14 protein-coding genes and 1 pseudogene are annotated in these 15,816 nt (G+C 70.4%); 9 read left to right on the top strand and 6 right to left on the bottom strand.

From position 1 onward, the window contains the following. Positions 1 to 22 precede the first annotated feature (22 nt). The 4 genes from D7X99_RS27905 to D7X99_RS27920 form a co-directional block, all read right to left on the bottom strand. Positions 23 to 871 carry an aldose epimerase gene (locus D7X99_RS27905; protein WP_121780443.1) on the bottom strand — a complete coding sequence of 283 codons (849 nt, stop codon included), beginning with the start codon at positions 869 to 871 and terminating at the stop codon, positions 23 to 25. Positions 872 to 875: 4 nt separating this feature from the next. Beyond that, complete coding sequence (gene pruA, locus D7X99_RS27910; protein ID WP_120596019.1) at positions 876 to 2,531, bottom strand: L-glutamate gamma-semialdehyde dehydrogenase; 1,656 nt, start codon at positions 2,529 to 2,531, stop codon at positions 876 to 878. A 133-nt stretch (positions 2,532 to 2,664) separates the two neighbouring features. Further along, positions 2,665 to 3,063, bottom strand: coding sequence for a PleD family two-component system response regulator (locus D7X99_RS27915; protein WP_121780444.1), 399 nt, complete (start codon positions 3,061 to 3,063; stop codon positions 2,665 to 2,667). A gap of 149 nt (positions 3,064 to 3,212) precedes the next feature. Beyond that, positions 3,213 to 3,497 (bottom strand): hypothetical protein, encoded by a 285-nt coding sequence (locus tag D7X99_RS27920; RefSeq protein ID WP_121780445.1) that lies wholly within the window; start codon positions 3,495 to 3,497, stop codon positions 3,213 to 3,215. A gap of 572 nt (positions 3,498 to 4,069) precedes the next feature. Here D7X99_RS27920 and D7X99_RS27925 point away from each other — a divergent pair. The 7 genes from D7X99_RS27925 (at position 4,070) to D7X99_RS27955 (ending at position 11,811) form a co-directional block, all read left to right on the top strand. Further along, positions 4,070 to 7,669, top strand: a complete 3,600-nt coding sequence (locus D7X99_RS27925) for a serine/threonine-protein kinase (protein ID WP_121780455.1) — start codon at positions 4,070 to 4,072, stop codon at positions 7,667 to 7,669. 27 nt (positions 7,670 to 7,696) lie between these two features. Then, positions 7,697 to 8,374: a 2-hydroxychromene-2-carboxylate isomerase gene (locus tag D7X99_RS27930; RefSeq protein ID WP_121780446.1), complete on the top strand. Its 678-nt coding sequence runs from the start codon at positions 7,697 to 7,699 to the stop codon at positions 8,372 to 8,374. Continuing rightward, the gene (locus D7X99_RS27935; RefSeq protein WP_121780447.1) at positions 8,371 to 9,021 is read left to right on the top strand and encodes a hypothetical protein; all 651 of its coding nucleotides are present in this window, start codon (positions 8,371 to 8,373) and stop codon (positions 9,019 to 9,021) included. Before D7X99_RS27930 ends, D7X99_RS27935 begins: the two co-directional genes overlap by 4 nt. Positions 9,022 to 9,095: 74 nt before the next feature. Then, positions 9,096 to 10,292: an acetyl-CoA C-acetyltransferase gene (locus D7X99_RS27940; RefSeq protein WP_121760600.1), complete on the top strand. Its 1,197-nt coding sequence runs from the start codon at positions 9,096 to 9,098 to the stop codon at positions 10,290 to 10,292. Positions 10,293 to 10,348: 56 nt separating this feature from the next. Continuing rightward, positions 10,349 to 10,564 (top strand): hypothetical protein, encoded by a 216-nt coding sequence (locus D7X99_RS27945; RefSeq protein WP_014399195.1) that lies wholly within the window; start codon positions 10,349 to 10,351, stop codon positions 10,562 to 10,564. A gap of 185 nt (positions 10,565 to 10,749) precedes the next feature. After that, complete coding sequence (locus D7X99_RS27950; RefSeq protein ID WP_120581322.1) at positions 10,750 to 10,947, top strand: hypothetical protein; 198 nt, start codon at positions 10,750 to 10,752, stop codon at positions 10,945 to 10,947. A gap of 201 nt (positions 10,948 to 11,148) precedes the next feature. Beyond that, positions 11,149 to 11,811: a rhomboid family intramembrane serine protease gene (locus D7X99_RS27955; RefSeq protein WP_306414419.1), complete on the top strand. Its 663-nt coding sequence runs from the start codon at positions 11,149 to 11,151 to the stop codon at positions 11,809 to 11,811. A gap of 27 nt (positions 11,812 to 11,838) precedes the next feature. Here D7X99_RS27955 and D7X99_RS27960 read toward each other — a convergent pair whose 3' ends face one another. After that, positions 11,839 to 13,479, bottom strand: a complete 1,641-nt coding sequence (locus D7X99_RS27960; protein ID WP_121780449.1) for a sigma-54-dependent Fis family transcriptional regulator — start codon at positions 13,477 to 13,479, stop codon at positions 11,839 to 11,841. Between the two features lie 145 nt (positions 13,480 to 13,624). Here D7X99_RS27960 and D7X99_RS27965 point away from each other — a divergent pair, with 145 nt between their 5' ends. Next, positions 13,625 to 14,500, top strand: coding sequence for a dioxygenase (locus tag D7X99_RS27965; protein ID WP_121780450.1), 876 nt, complete (start codon positions 13,625 to 13,627; stop codon positions 14,498 to 14,500). A 34-nt stretch (positions 14,501 to 14,534) separates the two neighbouring features. Further along, positions 14,535 to 15,164, top strand: coding sequence for a YceI family protein (locus D7X99_RS27970; RefSeq protein WP_121780451.1), 630 nt, complete (start codon positions 14,535 to 14,537; stop codon positions 15,162 to 15,164). 102 nt (positions 15,165 to 15,266) lie between these two features. Here the strand turns inward: D7X99_RS27970 and D7X99_RS27975 are convergent. Further along, positions 15,267 to 15,816: pseudogene (locus tag D7X99_RS27975) on the bottom strand (hypothetical protein); the annotation flags it as partial.

Here is a 15,816-nt window from a genome sequence, read left to right on the forward strand (position 1 = left end):
CGCGCGGGACGAAGCGCCTGCTTCACGCCTCGATGTCGAACGCGAGCGACACGCGCTCGCCCGGGGCCACGTGCAGCAGGCCCTCGCCGGTGGCCAGCGCCCCGGCGGCGGCCGTCCACGGCTCCACGCAGACGAAGTCCTTGCCCTGCAGCGTCCACACGACGAGCAGGCGGAACTCCTGGCTCCACGACAGCTTCACGGGGGACAGGCCCGGCCCGCGCTCCAGCACCGTGCCCGGCGCGGAGTGGTCGCGCAGGTGCATGTCCACCTCCTGCGCGGTGAGGTCCAGGCCGGTGAAGGGCACCTCGTGCTTCGCGCGGTTGTCCCACGCGTGCGTGGCGTCCGTCTCCACGCGCGCCTGCGCCTTGTTGCCCTGGGGCACGCGGAAGTACGGGTGGTAGCCCAGGTGCAGCGGCAGGGGCCGCGTGTCCCGGTTCTCCACGTCGAAGTCCACCGTGAGCCTGTGGCCCGCCAGCGAGAACGCCAGCTGCGCGTCGAAGGCCCACGGGTACTGGCGCAGCGTCTCCTCCGACGACGTCAGCCCCAGCACCAGCAGCGAGTCCTCCGCCTGGCGCACCGTCCACGGCAGCTTCCGGGCGAAGCCGTGCTGCGGCAGCATGTATGCCTTGCGGTCCGCCGGATACGTGTCCCCGGGCAGGGGACCGGCGATGGGGAAGAGCACGGGGATGCCCCCGCGCACGTTCTTCGTGAGGTCGGCGACGGTGCTCTCGTCCAGATAGAGCACGTCCTCGCCGTCCACCACCATGCGGGTGACGAGCGCGCCGCGCGTGGGGATGATCTCCACGCGGCAGCCGCCGTCCTCCAGCGCATACGTCTCCAGCCCCGCGATGCCCGGGAACGGTCCGCTCATGGAACTAGATGGCCCCTTCCTTCGGGTCGCTGTCCATGAACGGGTAGGGGACCTTCACCGGCGGCGCGAAGTTCTCCTTGATGGTGCGCGGGCTGGACCAACGGAACAGGTTGATCATCGACCCGGACTTGTCGTTGGTGCCCGAAGCCCGGCTGCCGCCGAACGGCTGCTGGCCCACCACCGCGCCCGTGGGCTTGTCGTTGATGTAGAAGTTGCCCGCCGCGTTGCGCAGGGCGCTCATCATGTGCTCGATGGCCTTGCGGTCGCGCGCGAAGATGGCGCCCGTCAGCGCGTAGCTCGCGGACTGGTCGCACTCCTTCAGCGTCTCCTCCAGCTTCGCGTCCGGGTAGACGTACAGGCCGACCAGCGGCGCGAAGATTTCCTCCGTCATGATGCGGTGGCGCGGGCTGTCGCACTGCACCAGCGTGGGCTGCACGAACCAGCCCTCGCTCTTGTCCGTGCCGCCGCCCGCGACGATGGTCGCGTCACCGCCGGACTTCGCCAGCTCGATGTACGAGGACACCTTCTTGAACGAGCGCTCGTCGATGACGGCGCCCATGAAGTTCCGGAAGTCCGCCACGTCGCCCATCTTGATTTCGCTGATGAGCGCCTGGAGGCGGGGCTTCAGCTTGGGCCACAGGGACTCCGGCACGTAGACGCGGCTGGCCGCGCTGCACTTCTGGCCCTGGTACTCGTAGCCGCCGCGCACGATGGCGACCGCGAGCGCCTCCAGGTCGTCCGCCGCGGACGGGTGCGCGAAGATGAAGTCCTTGCCGCCCGTCTCACCCACCAGCCGCGGGTACTGCTTGTAGCGGCCGATGTTCTCTCCCACCGTCTTCCACAGGTTGTTGAACGTGGGCGTGGAGCCGGTGAAGTGGATGCCGCCCAGGTGGGGGCTCGCCAGCACGGGGTTGCCCACCGTGGGGCCGTCGCCGGGCAGCATGTTGATGACGCCGTCGGGCAGGCCCGCCTCGCGCATCAGCTCCAGGCTGTACCAGGCGCTCAGGGCCTGCGTGGAGGACGGCTTCCACAGCACCACGTTGCCCATCAGCGCCGGCGACAGGCAGAGGTTCAGCGCGATGGAGGTGAAGTTGAACGGCGCGATGGCGAAGACGAACCCGTCCAGCGGCCGGTAGTCCGTCATGTTCCACATCTGCGGCGAGTTCTCCGGCTGGATGGCCAGGATCTGCTGCGCGAAGTGGACGTTGTAGCGAAGGAAGTCGATGAGCTCGCACGACGCGTCGATCTCCGCCTGGTGCGCCGTCTTCGACTGGCCCGCCATGGAGGACGCGTTGAGCAGCGGGCGGTAGCGCGTGGCGAGCAGCTCCGCGGCGCGCAGGAAGATGGCCGCGCGCGCGTGGAACGGCATCCGCGCCCAGTCCTCCTTCACGCTCATGGCGTTCTGGATGGCCTGCTCCACGTGGCCCGCGTCGGCCTCGTGCAGGGTGGCCAGCACGTGCTGGTGCCGGTGCGGCATGCGCACGGTGTCCGTCTTGCCGGACTTCACGTGCTTGCCACCGATGACGACGGGGATCTCGATGCGCTCCCCGCTCATGCTCTTGAGGGTGGACTGGAGCTCCGCGCGCTCCGGGGTGCCGGGGGCGTAGGAGAGGACAGGCTCGTTCTTGGGAGCCGGGACGCGGGGAGTGGCGTTGAGCACGCGAGAACCTCGGGACGAGAGGATGGAAAGTTCGGGCAAGGTATAGCCCTCCCCGTGTCCCAGGTCAGTGACAGAAGCGTGCGGCGTCCGCGCCGAGACAGAGGCCCCCGCGCGCGCCCGGCGTCCGTCCGGCTCAGCCCTCGCCCGCGGCCTTGGCCGTGGCGCCCCTCGCGCGCTGCAGCACGTCGTGCAGCTGCGCGATGAGGTACGGCGGCTTCACCGGCTTGACCAGGTACGCGTCAGGCTGGGGCTGCCCGGGCTCCAGGTCCGTGCGTGGCGGGTAGCCGCTGACGAACATCACCGGCAGGTGCGCCAGGGAGGGCTCCGCGCGCACGCGGCGGCACAGCTCGTAGCCGTCGATGCCCTCCATGTTCACGTCCGACAGGAGCACGTCCGGAGGCTGCGCCAGCGCGTGCGCGAGCCCCGTCTCTCCATCCGCGGCCACCGTGCAGTCGAACTCACCCGACAAGAGCAGCCTCAGCGTCTCTCGCATGGTCCAGGAGTTCTCCACGATGAGGACCTTGGGCTTCACGGTGCATCGACTCCTGGGGAGGCAACCACGGACGGCAAAGGGGGACGGCGCGCACAGCATCCCCCCGCCGTGCGCACCGGGCAAGAGGTCCCCCTCCACCCGTGAGAATTCCCGAAAGCCTCCACCTCACGGGTTTGCCGCCAACGCCGCTAACCCTCGGGCGGCGGATTCACGAGCCCCCGCCGGGAAACCTCGGAGTCCGGCTCCTCGTCGCCCCGCGCCTCGCGCTCGGGCACCTCTCGGTCCTGCCACTCCTCGCCGCGCTCCACCTCCGCCTCCCAGCGCGTCTCCTCCAGCGGGGCCGGGTTCTCGTCCTCGCGGGTCGCGGCCTGGGAGCGCTCGCGGGCCAACTCGGCGGCGCCGCGGTCCAGCGCGTCCTCCATCTGTCCCCGGTTGCGCGGTTGGAAGTTCTTGGAGCCCTTGTCCGAAGCCATGGTGTCACCTCCAACGGGAAGGTGGGCCGCACCGGAGCGACGGGGCAATGACGGCGCGCGCGGACGCCGCCTGCCTGGCCGTCCAGGTGCGGGAAGGGCGATGTGCGCCGTCCCGGCCGCGATCCACGAACACGTAGCGGCCATGGAGCCGCCCCGCTTCCATGCACGCATGCCGCTTCCCCTCCTCCCTCGGGCGACGGGCCCAGGGGTTCGAAGGAACGGTGTGCACGCGTGCGGGCGTGTCGTGGGAGCGGGTGGGGAAGTGGCTCCCCAGCAGGCGTCCGGGCGCGATTCCGTGTCTTCTTCCAGCGAGGCGGTGAAACAGAGAATGGCAGCAGAGCGTGCACCTGCTCGGATGTCCCGGAGGCGGTGTCACTGAAACGTGCTATTCCTCGCTACGTCTGGATTCTGGAATCCAGATCCTGGCCTCGAAACGGTCGGCCCTTTGGCTCGTGAGCGACGACGAGAAGACAACGGTATTGGATGAACGCACCCGCCCTCCGAGCACCTGGGGGGATCGGGCGCGTACGCCCATCACGTTGCCGGGCTCGGGCATCGGAGAGCGGCGCTCGCTGATTCCGGGCGTCGTCGTCACCGGGCGCTACCGCGTGGAGTCGCTGCTGGGCGAAGGCGGCATGGGCCGCATCTGGCTGGCGGACGACCTGCAGGAGCGCCGGCGCGTGGCGCTCAAGGAGATGCACGTCCCCGCGGAGCTGTCCGCGGCGAAGGTGGAGGAGCTGGTGCTGCTGTTCCGGCACGAGTTCTTCGCCATGAAGAAGCTCCAGCACCCGTCCACGCTCAAGGTCTTCGACTGGGGCATGACGGAGGCCGGCAACCGCTTCATCACCATGGAGGTGGTGGGCGGCAAGGACCTGAGCACGCTGGTGCGGGACGCGCCGCTGGACACGCGCACGCTGTATCGCGTGTTGATCCAGATGGCGCAGGTGCTGGCGTTCATCCACTCGCGCCTGTACGTGCACTGCGACATCAAGGCCAGCAACGTGCGCATCACCGAGTCCGGCGCGGTGAAGCTGATGGACTTCGGCGTGATGCACCAGTTGGGCACGCCCAGCCCCGGCAAGCTGAAGGGCACGCTGGAGTACCTGGCGCCGGAGTGGCAGCGCGGCGCGAGCATCGACGGGCGCGCGGACCTGTATTCGCTGGGCGTGATGGCCTGGTACCTGGCCACCCGCAAGCTGCCCTTCAAGCGCAACAGCCCCGCGGTGCTGCTGGCGGATCACCTGACGCGTCCGCCGCCGCGCCCCTCCACGCTCTGCCCGGTGGATCCGCAGCTGGAGGAGATCATCCTCCTCCTGATGGCGAAGGACCCGCGCGAGCGTTTCCAGGACGCGGGCGAGCTGCTGGAGGCGCTCTGCCACGCCAGCGGCGAGCCCGTCCCCGAGGAGCCGCTGTCCGCGCGCGCCAGCTACCTGCACGTGCCGGAGGTGGTGGGGCGCGAGGCGGAGCTGGAAGGGCTGATGAACGGCCTGGCGGAGGCGGACTGGGGCCAGTCGCGCGCGATGCTGGTGGGCGGCCCCGCGGGCGTGGGCAAGACGCGGCTGCTCCAGGAGTTCGAGCTCCAGGCGAAGCTGGCGGAGCTGCCCTTCGGCCGGGGCCAGTGCCGCGCGGAAGGGCTGTCCCCGCTGGCGCCGGTGGCGCAGGCCTTGCGCTGCCTGGTGCCGCAGACGCCCTCGGACTTGATGGAGCGGGTGAAGGCTCCGCTCGCGCGCCTCTTGTCGCCGGAGGTGCTGGAGGGCGACCAGGACGAGCAGCTGCCGCGCGACGGCTCCGCGGAGAAGGCCGCCTTCTTCGAGGCGCTGACGGAGTGGACCCACACGCTCGGCGGGCGGCAGTCCTTCGTGCTGTGCTTCGAGGACCTGCAGTGGGCGGACAGCGCGTCGCTGGAGGCGCTCAACGTCCTGATCCGCGCGCTGCACGGCACGCGCGGCGTGGTGGTGGGCACGTTCCGCTCGCAGGAGCTGTCGCGCCTGAGCCTCGCGTTCCAGACGGTGGACGAGAAGCTCACGTCCCGCATGGACCTGGAGCCCCTGTCCGCCGAGCACGTGGCCAAGCTGGTGGGGCTGGTGCTGCCGGGGCTGGACGTGCCGGAGGGCTTCGTGCAGCGGCTGCACGAGACGACCGGCGGCAACGCCTTCTTCGCCACGGAATGCCTGCGCATGCTGGTGGAGGCGGGCGCGCTCAAGCGCGTGGGCGGGCGCTGGGAGGCGGAAGAGGGGCTGGGCACGCGGAGGCTTCCCGCGAGCATCCAGGAGGCGGTGCTGGTGCGCCTGGCCAACGCGCCGCCGGAGCAGGTGTCGCTGTTGCGCAAGCTGGCGCCCGCGGGCCGGATGCTGGACCTGCCGCTGTTGCGCGCGCTGTCCGGCCTGCCGGAGGCGGAGCTGTTCGCCGTGCTGGACGGCATCGTGGAGCGGCAGTTCCTCCAGGACGTGGAGGGCCGGTACGTCTTCACGCACGACACCGTGCACCAGGCCGTCTACGACAGCACGCCGGAGGCGGAGCGCCGGACGTACCACGGCCAGGTGGCGCGGGTGCTCCAGGCGCTGCCCTCGGGGCGCTCGGGCGTGGTGCGCGCGGTGGGCTGGCACTTCGCTCGCTCGGACGCGCCCGCGGAGGCCATCCAGCCGCTGCTGGAGGCGGGCCAGGCAGCCATCGAGGCGGAGGCGCTGCTGGAGGCCACGCTGCTGCTGAAAGAAGCGGCGGGGCTTTTGGAGTCCGCGCCGGACTTCCCGGGCCGCTCGGAGCAGTTGCTGCGCACGTGGGTGTCGCTGGTGGAGGTGGGCTACTCCAGCGACCCGCCGACGTCGGTGGCGTACGCGGAGCGGCTCTTCGCGCACTGGGCGGCCACTGTGGACGTGGAGGCCGGACGGCGCGAGGCGCTCTCCCGGCTGGAGTCCGCCCGCGTGGCCACGCCCGCGGAGCGCGAGGAGTTGCTCATCCCGCTCTTCCGCGAGGTGTCGGCGGACGGGCGGATGGCGCCGGTGGACGTCTTCTGGAAGCGCTCGGAGCTGCAAATCCTCCAGGGCATGGCGCTGGCCATCCTGGGGCGCACGGATGAGTTGGAGGCGCTCATCGCGGGCGTGGCCGCCGAGCACCCGGAGGACTCTCCGTACCGGGCGGGGCTGTCCGTGGCGCGCTCGACGCTGTGCGCGTACACCGGCCACTGGGCGGGCGGGGTGGCCGAGCAGCGCAAGCAGGTGCAGCGGCTGCGCGAGTTCCGCGACGCGGTGGGGCGTCCGCCCCGGCGGCTGGCGTGGGCGCTGGGCATGGGCGGCTACCTGCTCAACGTGAACCTGGCCCTGCGCGGCGAGCCGCTGGACGAAGCGCTGCTGAAGGACGGGCTGCACCTGGCGGAGGCGCAGGGCTTCACCGACGTGCGCGCCTACCACCTCTTCGCGCAGGTGGCGCGCGCGGCCTTCACCGGCGACGGCGCCGCGTTCGCGTCCGCGCTCGCGCAGAAGACGGAGCTCGTCCGGCGGCTGGGCAGTCCGCGGTTGATGGAGCGCAACCTGGCCCTCTTCACGCCGCCGTACTACCTGGAGCGAGGCGAGCACGAGCTCGTCGCCGCGGTGGTGTCGCGCGGCGAGGCGCTCTCACTCGTGCTGCCCGAGGACCGCTGGCTGCGCGCGCACGTGCAGGTGTACCAGGCGTGCCGCGACGTGCTCTTCGAGGACGCGGCCGCCGCGCGCGAGTCGCTGCCCCGCGCCCTGGAGGCCGCTCAGAAGGGCGGCCTGCGCATGGAGACGCTGGTGCGCGTGTACCAGTCGCGCTTCGAGAGGGAACAGGGTCGGCTGCCCGCCGCGCTCGCCGCCGCCGAGGCCGCGCTGGAGCGCGCGCTGGACCCGCGCTTCGCCAACCCCTGGGACGAAATCCTGGCCCGCCGCGCCCTGGCGCCGCTGGTGTCCCAGGAGGAGGGGGACGCGCACCTGCGCCACGCGCGCCTGCTGGCGGAGTCCACCGGCAACGTGCTCCAGATGGGCCTCGTGTACATGCAGCACGCGGAGCGGCACGGCACGCCGGAAGAGGCGATGCGGGAGCTGGAGATCGCCGAGCGGGCCTTCGCCTCCGCCCGGGCCACGCACCTGCAACAGCTTGCCCAGTCGCTGCGCGGTCCGCTGTCGCGCCAGCACGAGGACGTGAAGCAGAGCGCCTGACGGCCGGGTCGTGCTTAGGATGGGCGCATGGCTTCCTCCCCCCTGCGCTTCTGCCTGGACTACCTGTCCCCGTACGCCTACCTCGCCTGGCTCCGCATGCCCGCCATCGCGGAGCGTCACGGCCGGGTGCTGGAGCCCGTGCCGGTGCTGCTCGCGGGGCTGCTCAACGCCGTGGGCTCCGTGGGCCCGGCGGAGATTCCCGCCAAGCGCGTCTACGTCTTCAAGCAGACGTTCCGCATCGCGCATGAGCAGGGCGCGCCCTTCACCCTGCCGCCCTCGCATCCGTTCAACCCGCTGCTGTCCCTGCGCGTGACGGCGGCGGTGGACGACGTGGCGGAGCGCACGCGGCTCACCACCGCGCTCTACTCGGCCGCGTGGGGGCAGGGCCGGGGCATCGAGACGCCGGAGCAGGTGGGCGCGGTGCTGACGGACGCGGGCTTCGACGCGCGGGCGCTGCTCGAGCGGGCCCAGCTGCCGGAGGTGAAGGACCGCCTGCGCAAGAACACGGAGGCCGCGCTCGCCCAGGGCGCCTTCGGCGTGCCGTCCGTGCTGGTGGACGACGAGATGTTCTGGGGCGTGGACTCGCTGGGCCACCTGGAGCGCTTCCTGGAGGGCCGCGACCCGCTCACCCCCGCGGACCTGGCGAAGTGGCAGCACCTGCCCGCCACCGCGGCCCGTCGCCAGGATGGAAAGCCCCGCCCGTGAACGTGCTCGGGCAGCTGGGGGTGGCCGTCGCCGGGCTGGTGCTGGCCGGCGTGCTCCTGTTCCTCAACTTCTGGCGCGCGCTGCTCTACCTCTTCCCCCACTCGGTCCGGGTGGAGCCGGAGGCCCCCGCGGACCAGATGGACCTGCCGGATTCCTTGAGCCCCCTGGCGGGCCAGCTCCAAGCGCTGGGCTTCACGCCGGTGGGCAGCCACGAGGAGAAGCCGCTCCTCCAGAAGGCCACCCGCTCCTACGACTGGGCGCACCCGGGCGAGCGCGTCTTCGCCACCCTGCACGAAGGGGGAGACCTGCTGCCCCGGCTCTACCTGCTCACCCCCCTGGCCTCCGGGGGCTTCGTGGTGACGGCCAGCTACCGCCGCCCCGCGTTGGACGTGCCCGGCTACCGCTCCGGGTCGCTGGAGGACGCCGCACCGGAGCGCCTGTTGCGCGCGCATGTGCGACGGCTCGAGGGGCTGGAAGCGGCGGGCCCGGAGGGCTTCACCTGGGAGGGGCGGGTCCAGGTGGCCAGGGCCTGGTACCAGGGCCTGGGGCGCAAGGAAATCCGCCGCCAGAACCTCCAGGGACTGTTGTGGACGGCCATCGCGCTTGCCATCGTCGCCAGCGCCTTCCTGGGACGGCGCGCGGGCTGACGGCCCCCTGGACGCTATTCCGCGTCACGTCGTGCGTGCACCGCGCGCCCCGGAAGAGTAGGGAGACGAGCACCATGAAGAGCGTGTCCAAGAACGAGGAAATCTACTTCCTGTCCGGCAAGCGCACCCCGTTCGGTACCTACGGCGGCAGCCTCAAGGACCTGAGCGCCACCGACCTGGCCGTGGAGTCCGCGAAGGCGGCCCTGGCCCAGGCGGGCGTCTCTCCGGAGCTCATCGAGCACGTGGTCTACGGCAACGTCGTCCAGACGAGCTCGGACGCCATCTACCTGCCGCGCCACGTGGGCCTGCGCACGGGCGTGCCGGTGCCGGTGCCCGCGCTGGGCGTCAACCGGCTGTGCGGCTCCGGCTTCCAGGCCTTCGTCACGGCCGCGGAGATGATGCTGACGGGCGGCGCGGAGGCCGTCCTCGCGGGCGGCACGGAGTCCATGAGCCAGGCGCCCCACGTCATCCGCGGCGCGCGCTGGGGCATCCCCCTGGGCAAGGGCGGCCTGGAGGACATGCTCTGGACGGCCCTGACGGACAGCTACACCGGCCAGCCCATGGCGCTCACCGCCGAGCAGCTGGCGGTGGACTACGGCCTCACGCAGGACGACGTGGACCAGTACGCCGTCCTCACCCAGAAGCGCTTCGCCGCGGCGCAGGAGGCGGGCCGGCTGGCGGATGAAATCGCGCCGGTGACGCTCAAGGGCAAGAAGGGCGACACGGTGGTTTCCAAGGACGAGCACAACCGTCCGGAGACCACGGTGGAGGGGCTGCGCAAGCTGCCCAAGGTGTTCAAGAAGGACGGCGTGGTGCACGCGGGCGCGGCCAGCGGTATCTGCGACGGCGCGGGCTCCATGGTCATGGCCACGCGCGGGTTCGTGGAGAAGCACGGCCTCAAGCCCGTGGCGCGGCTCGTCAACTGGGGCGTGTCCGGCTGCGACCCGAAAATCATGGGCATTGGCCCCGCGCCGGCCATCCGCAACCTGCTCAAGCGCGCGGACGCGAAGCTGTCGGACGTGGACCTCTTCGAGGTCAACGAGGCCTTCGCGCCCCAGTACCTGGCGGTGGAGAAGGAGCTGGGCCTGCCACGCGACGCCACCAACGTCAACGGCGGCGCCATCGCCGTGGGCCACCCGCTGGGCGCCTCCGGGGCCCGCATCACCATGACGCTGGCGTACGAGCTGAAGCGCCGGGGCGCCCGCTATGGTATCGGGTCCGCCTGCATCGGTGGCGGCCAGGGCATCGCGGTGCTGGTCGAGGCGCTCTAGGAGCGCACGTGGCGACGGGGTACGGGGCAGACGACATCCGGACGGGACGTGGTGAGATGAGCAACGAGGTGGACGCGAAGACGGCCCGCGAGCGGGCCAAGGCCATCGCCGAGCAGCGCCGTGCCGAGCGCCGCAACCGCAAGCGCCGCTGCGTGGTGTGCGGTGTGGAGGAGAGCGACAAGACGCCCCTGACGGCCCACCCGGAGGGCATCGGTCCCGCCTGCAAGGATGAAGTCACCTGTCAGGCCCGGCGCGCCGCCGCCGGTCGCTGAAAAGCCGGGGCCGTTCGCCCACGCCCCCCGCCGCACTGTCGGCGGGTGGACGGAGGGCGGGCCCCCCTCCCCGATGGACTCCCCGAGAGGGGAGGCGGCTCCCAGGCCGGATTGTCGGGCCCGTTTCTTGATGGCGCCCCCGACTCGGGGTAAACATTTGTAATCTCTGGTGACACGAGGGTGGAATGGCCGTTATCAGCTTCACGGGAGTCAAGGTGTTCTCCACCACGCTCGCGCGCGATCGCGAGAACATGGGTGAGAACATCACCAAGTGGCTGAAGGAGAACTCCGCCGTGGAGATCGTGGACAAGATCGTCACGCAGTCCTCGGACAAGGAGTTTCACTGTCTGACCATCACGCTCTTCTACCGCCACAAGGTCTAGCGGCCCGGCAGGTACAGCGAAGGCGTGGGATGCGAGGGCGCTTCTCCCTGGTGACACCAGGGTGGGGCGCCCTTCATCGTTTCTGGATTTGGGGTTGCGGACCGGGCGGGGTTCCACCACCTTTGGGCCTCTATGCGACCCATGCGGGGCTTCAATCGAGGCGGCGGCGGTTTCGGCGACATGTTCCCGAGCCTGGATTCGATGGCCGCCAAGCTTGCCATCGCGTTCGTGGGCATCTCCGCCCTGTTCCTGGCGACCTCACGCGGGCAGGGCGGGCTGCTGCTGCTCAACCCGGCGGACGTGATTCTGCGCTTCCGCGTCTGGGAGCTGGTCACCTACGCCTTCGTGGCCACCGGTGCGCTGGGCATCCTCTTCGGCGGCCTCATCATCTTCTCCATCGGTGGCTTCCTGGAGTCCACCTGGGGCGGCAAGCGGCTCTTGCTGGTCGCGGTGGGCATCCCGTTCGTCGCGGGCCTCATCACCACGGCGCTGGCCCTGGTGATGCCCATGAGCGTCTACGCGGGCGGCTCCGTGATGACGGCGGTGCTGTGGGTGGCGTACGGGCTCGTCATCGGCAAGGGGCAGACGAACTTCTGGGGCATCCCGCTGACGGGCAACTGGTTCGCGGCCATTGGCGCGGGCTTCACGGTGCTGAACATGCTGACCGCGGGCTCCTGGCGCGCGGTGGCGCCAGAGATTTTTGGCCTGGTGCTGGTGTTCGTGTACGTGCGCGGCGCGAGCCCCAAGCGGCTGATGCTCCAGTTGCAGCACTGGCGCCTGCAGCGGCAGCTGCGCGACCGCTCCAAGCACCTGCGCGTGGTCGACCGCAACCGCCCGTCGGACCGCGACCAGTTCCTCAACTGAGGGACTGAAGGACCAGGGGCCGCGCGCTCAGTGCGCGGCCTCCGGGTGGCCGTACTGCTTGAGCTTCCGGTAGAGCGTGGCCACGCCGATGTCCAACTGCTCCGCGGTGCGTGAGCGGTTGCCGCCGTTCTGCGCCAGCACCGCGAGGATGTATTCCTTCTCCATGTCCTCCAGCCGGCGCGGGTTGCCGGTGGGGACCAGGCTGGGCGGCGCGGCGCGCACCTCTTCTGGCAAATCGTCGCGCTCCACGCGCGGGCCTTCGCACAGCGCCACCGCGCGCTCGATGGCGTTGCCCAGCTCGCGCACGTTGCCCGGCCACGTGTAGCGCAGCAGTTGATCCGCCGAGTCCGGGGACAGGCCATTCACGCGGCGGCCCAGCCTCTCGCCGGTCTCCGCCAGCAGCAGCCGCGCCAGGGGGAGGATGTCCTCACGGCGTTCGCGCAGGGGCGGGATGCGCAGCTCGATGACGCGCAGACGGTAGAAGAGGTCCTGGCGGAAGCGGCCCAGGCGGACCTCCTCGGCCAGCTCGCGGTTGGTGGCCGCCACCACGCGCACGTCCACCTTGCGGCTGGTGTTCTCCCCCACGCGGCGCACCTCGCGCTCCTGGAGGGCGCGCAGGAGCTTGGCCTGCATGGCGGGAGGCACCTCGCCCACTTCATCCAGGAAGAGGGTGCCGCCGTGCGCCGCCTCGAAGAGGCCGGGCCGGTCGTGCGTGGCGCCGGTGAAGGAGCCCTTCGCGTGGCCGAACAGCTCGCTCTCCAGGAGGCTCTCCGTCACCGCGGCGCAGTTCACGGCGATGAAGGCCTTGTGCGAGCGGCCGGACTCGTCATGGATGAGCCGGGCGATTCTCTCCTTGCCCACGCCGCTCTCGCCCGTGACGAGCACCGTGGTGTCCACCTTGGCTGACCTGCGCGCCAGGTTGAGCACGCGCTGCATGGCCTCCGAGCGCGCCACCATGCCCGTGGGGTCTTCCGTCACGCCGGACACGCGTGCCAGCGACTGGCGCTTCGCGCGCAGCTTGCGCTCCGCCTGCCGCAGCGCCTCCGTCACCTGTCCGAGCACGCCCTCCATGCACTGCGTTTCATAGAAGCGCAGGAACTCCGTGCACTCGGTGCTCCACTCCGCCTCCGGGCGGCCCACGATGTGGCAGAACGCGTCGCCCTTGCCCACGCACTTGAGCTCCGCGCAGTAGATGGGCTTGCCGTTGCAGTAGCTCAGGTAGCCGGACGCGAAGCCGGTGAGGCTCCAGCACACGGGCTCCTCCGCCTGGCCCAGGTGGAGCAGGTGCTGCTCGGCCTCATAGGAGTCGCTCCACTGCGCTTCCGCGAAGGGCTCCGGACCGTCCTTGTCCGTGCGCTCGATGCGCTCCACGCGCACCTGGCCCATCAGCGTGTGAAGCCGGCCACCCGAGCGGCGCCACTCCGCTTCATCCGTCCACGGCACCGCGGTCTTCATCGCCTCCGCCGTGCGCCAGCCGTGCGCGTAGCCCAGCCGCGTGAAGATGCCGCGCGCGGCCGTCATCCCCAGCATCCCGATGAGCTCCTTGCGCAGGAGGCCCAGCGCCACCGGGTCCATCAACAGCGCCCGCTGCCCGGCGAAGCGGATGACTCCGCCCTTCGGCTCGAGCGCCAGGAGCTCCTTCAAGTCCAAACCTTCCAGACCCGCCACGACGTCTCTCCCAGGTGTTTCAGTCTGAGGTGCATCTCTATCAATCTGAGAGTCGTTTCACAGCGCTGGAATGAGATGTCGAGCAATTATCAGTGGTTGCCATGTCGGATGCGTTGGTCCTGGGGTTGCAGTACAAGCCGCCACGATGCCTACCGGGGTGGACAGACGCGAGGTGCTGCAGGGCGTGGCGGCCGCCGGGGTGGCGGGAGTGATGGGGCCTGGGCCCTCGGTCGTCCGGCAGGTGGCGCCGGCGCTGTTCGTCTCGCACGGCTCGCCCATGACGGCGCTGGACGCGGACGAGTATCCCCAGGCGCTCAAGCGCTTCGGTGACGGCGTGGGCGCGGTGAAGGCGCTGGTGGTGGTGTCCGCGCACTGGGAGACGGACGCGCGCGTGCACGTCACGGCGATGGCCGCTCCGCCGCTCGTCTACGACTTCTACGGCTTCCCGGAAGAGATGTACCGGCTGCGCTACGCACCGCCCGGCGCTCCTTCGCTGGCCGAGGACGTGGTGGCGCGATTGTCCTCCGCGGGTGTGCCCGCGGTGGCGGATGGCGAGCGCGGCTTGGATCACGGCGTCTGGGTGCCCTTGCGGCATGCGTTCCCGGAGGCGCGCGTGCCCGTGTTGCAGGTGGCGCTGCCGGCGGACGCGACGCCCGCGCAGGTGGCGCGCATGGGCGAGGCGCTGCGTCCTTTGCGTTCGGAGGGCGTGCTGCTCATGGGGAGCGGCGGGGTGGTGCACAACCTTCGCCGGGTGAATTTCAGAAACAAGCTGGCGTCCGCTGAACCATGGGCCGCCGAGTTCGACGCGTGGGTCGCCGGAAAACTTGCCGCACGTGACTTCCTTGGGCTTCAGTCATGGATGGATGCACCGAATGCGCGGGTTGCGCATCCATCTGCCGAGCATTGGTTGCCCATTTATTTCGTCCTCGGAGCTGCCCTCCCCGAGGACCGCATCACCCCGGTGTTCGAGGGCTTCCATCACGGAACCTTGTCCATGCGCAGCTTCGCGCTGCGCGCCTGAACCTCGCAGTCCGCAACCTCAAGGAGTCCACACCATGAAGATGTCGCTCAAGTCCGCCATCACGCTGCTCGCCGTCGCCGCCCCCTCGTTTGCCTTCGCGTCCGCGTGGGAGATCGACTCGTCGCACTCCGGCGCGCAGTTCGCCGTGAAGCACATGATGGTGTCCAACGTGCGTGGCACGTTCAGCAACGTGAAGGGCAACGTCAACCTGGATGACAAGGACATCACCAAGTCCACCATCGAGGCGACCATCGACGCGACCACCATCAACACCAACGAGCCCAAGCGCGACGAGCACCTGAAGAGCCCTGACTTCTTCGACACGGCGAAGTTCCCCACCATCACCTTCAAGTCCACGAAGGTGGCGAAGGCCGGCAAGGACAAGCTGAACGTCACGGGCGACCTGACGATGCACGGCGTGACCAAGCCCGTGACGCTGGCCGTGGAAGGCCCGACGGCGGAGACGAAGGACGCCTGGGGCAACGTGCGCCGCGGCGCCGTGGCGACCACGAAGATCAAGCGCAGCGACTTCGGCCTGACCTGGAACAAGGCGCTGGAGGCCGGCGGCGTGGCGGTGGGTGACGAGGTGACCATCACCCTGGACCTGGAGACCACGAAGAAGCCGGACGCGGCGGCGGCCCCGTCGGCCACGGACAAGAAGTAGTCTTCGTCCCAGTCTTGAAATGAAGAGAGGGGCCTCGGGTGACCGGGGCCCCTCTTTTTTGTGCGCGGTGGGGGCGGGCCGTGCCGCCCCCGGGAGTGACGCTCAGCCCTCGGCGACGGCCTGCACACTGGCGCGGTAGATGAAGATGCGCGCGGTGTTGGTGCGGGTGTCGGCGGGGATGACGAAGAAGCCCGGGGTGGGGCCCTTGAAGTCCTGGGAGAAGCCGGCCACCTGGCGGCCGTCGTTGAAGGTGACGCGGATCTTCGAGCCCTCCGCCTGCGGCTGACGCGCGCCCGCGGCGAGCATGAAGAAGATGGCCTTCACGCGCTTGCCGGGGATGCGCTCCGGGGCGAAGCCGCTCTGCTGCTCCAGGGAGATGGTGTCCTCCAGGAGGTCCGCGTCGCGGATGGTGCCGCGCTTCACCTGTCCTTCGACGGTGTGGATGATGACGCGGTGTTCGCCTTCCACGAAGGAGTTGGCGGCGGACGTGAAGCCGGCTACCGGCACTTCGAAGAGCGAGTCGTCCGCGGGGCGCAGGTGGTTGATGGCCACGGCCGCGGCCATGGCCGGCGCCGAGGGGGCCACGGGCACGGGGCTCCGGAGTGTCGGGCTCGCGGGGGCGGCGGGCGTCAGCCGGGCCACGGGCAGGGAG

It is taken from the genome of Corallococcus sp. AB032C (assembly GCF_003668935.1).
GTDB classification, from domain to species: Bacteria; Myxococcota; Myxococcia; order Myxococcales; family Myxococcaceae; genus Corallococcus; species Corallococcus exiguus.

Excerpts from the sequence above, each read along its gene's own strand:
- D7X99_RS27940 (WP_121760600.1), top strand. The coding sequence starts at position 9,096 with ATGAAGAGCGTGTCCAAGAACGAGGAAATCTACTTCCTGTCCGGCAAG.
- D7X99_RS27905 (WP_121780443.1), bottom strand. The coding sequence starts at position 871 with ATGAGCGGACCGTTCCCGGGCATCGCGGGGCTGGAGACGTATGCGCTG.
- D7X99_RS27950 (WP_120581322.1), top strand. The coding sequence starts at position 10,750 with ATGGCCGTTATCAGCTTCACGGGAGTCAAGGTGTTCTCCACCACGCTC.
- D7X99_RS27945 (WP_014399195.1), top strand. The coding sequence starts at position 10,349 with ATGAGCAACGAGGTGGACGCGAAGACGGCCCGCGAGCGGGCCAAGGCC.
- D7X99_RS27930 (WP_121780446.1), top strand. The coding sequence starts at position 7,697 with ATGGCTTCCTCCCCCCTGCGCTTCTGCCTGGACTACCTGTCCCCGTAC.
- D7X99_RS27965 (WP_121780450.1), top strand. The coding sequence starts at position 13,625 with ATGCCTACCGGGGTGGACAGACGCGAGGTGCTGCAGGGCGTGGCGGCC.
- D7X99_RS27970 (WP_121780451.1), top strand. The coding sequence starts at position 14,535 with ATGAAGATGTCGCTCAAGTCCGCCATCACGCTGCTCGCCGTCGCCGCC.
- D7X99_RS27920 (WP_121780445.1), bottom strand. The coding sequence starts at position 3,497 with ATGGCTTCGGACAAGGGCTCCAAGAACTTCCAACCGCGCAACCGGGGA.
- D7X99_RS27955 (WP_306414419.1), top strand. The coding sequence starts at position 11,149 with ATGGCCGCCAAGCTTGCCATCGCGTTCGTGGGCATCTCCGCCCTGTTC.